The organism is Calidifontibacter terrae, assembly GCF_054778835.1.
In genome coordinates this window covers 1-693 of the sequence record NZ_BAAGZF010000008.1, presented here as the reverse complement: position 1 = coordinate 693, position 693 = coordinate 1, and the positions used below count along the sequence as shown (strand labels likewise).

The 693-nt window shown below is 63.5% G+C and carries 1 protein-coding gene; it reads left to right on the top strand.

Features of this window, described 5'->3' with window-relative positions:
* Nucleotides 1-693 (top strand): IS256 family transposase (locus ACYU98_RS14305; protein WP_460468903.1); only part of this gene is annotated, 693 nt, incomplete at both ends.

The following is a 693-nucleotide window of genomic DNA, read 5'->3' as shown; positions in this document are numbered from 1 at the left end:
CAAACGGCGACTGTCGGGGTTCGATGATGCGGTGATCTCGCTGTACGGCAAGGGCATGACCACTGGTGGCATCGCTGAGCATCTCGAAGAGGTGTATGACACCACGATCAGCCGGGACCTGGTCTCGACCGTGACCGAGAAGGTGACTCAGCAGATGCGGGACTGGCAGGCCCGCCCCCTGGACGCGATCTACCCGGTGATCATCATCGACGCGATCTACCTGAAGGTCCGTGAGGGCACCGTCGCGAACCGGCCTGTGTACGTGGCGATGGGCGTGAACTTGGACGGGTACCGCGACGTGCTGGGGATGTGGGTGGGCCCTACCGGTGGGGAGGGTGCTAAACACTGGCTCAACGTCCTGACGGAGCTGAAGAACCGTGGCATTCTCGATGCATGCATCGTGTGCTGCGACGGGTTGAAGGGGCTGCCCGAGGCGATCAACACGATCTGGCCGCAGGCAATCGTGCAGACCTGTGTGGTGCACCTGGTCCGCAACAGTTTGCGGCTGACCTCGCGCAAGGACTGGCAAAAGCTCACCCCCGGGATGCGCCGCATCTACACGGCGCCCACGATCGAGGCAGCCACCGACGCGTTCGCCGACTTCGCCGAGCAGTGGGAGGCGATCTACCCAGCGATGATCAAGGCGTGGCGCTCAACCTGGGAGGAGTTCGTGCCGTTCCTGCAGTTCCCGGT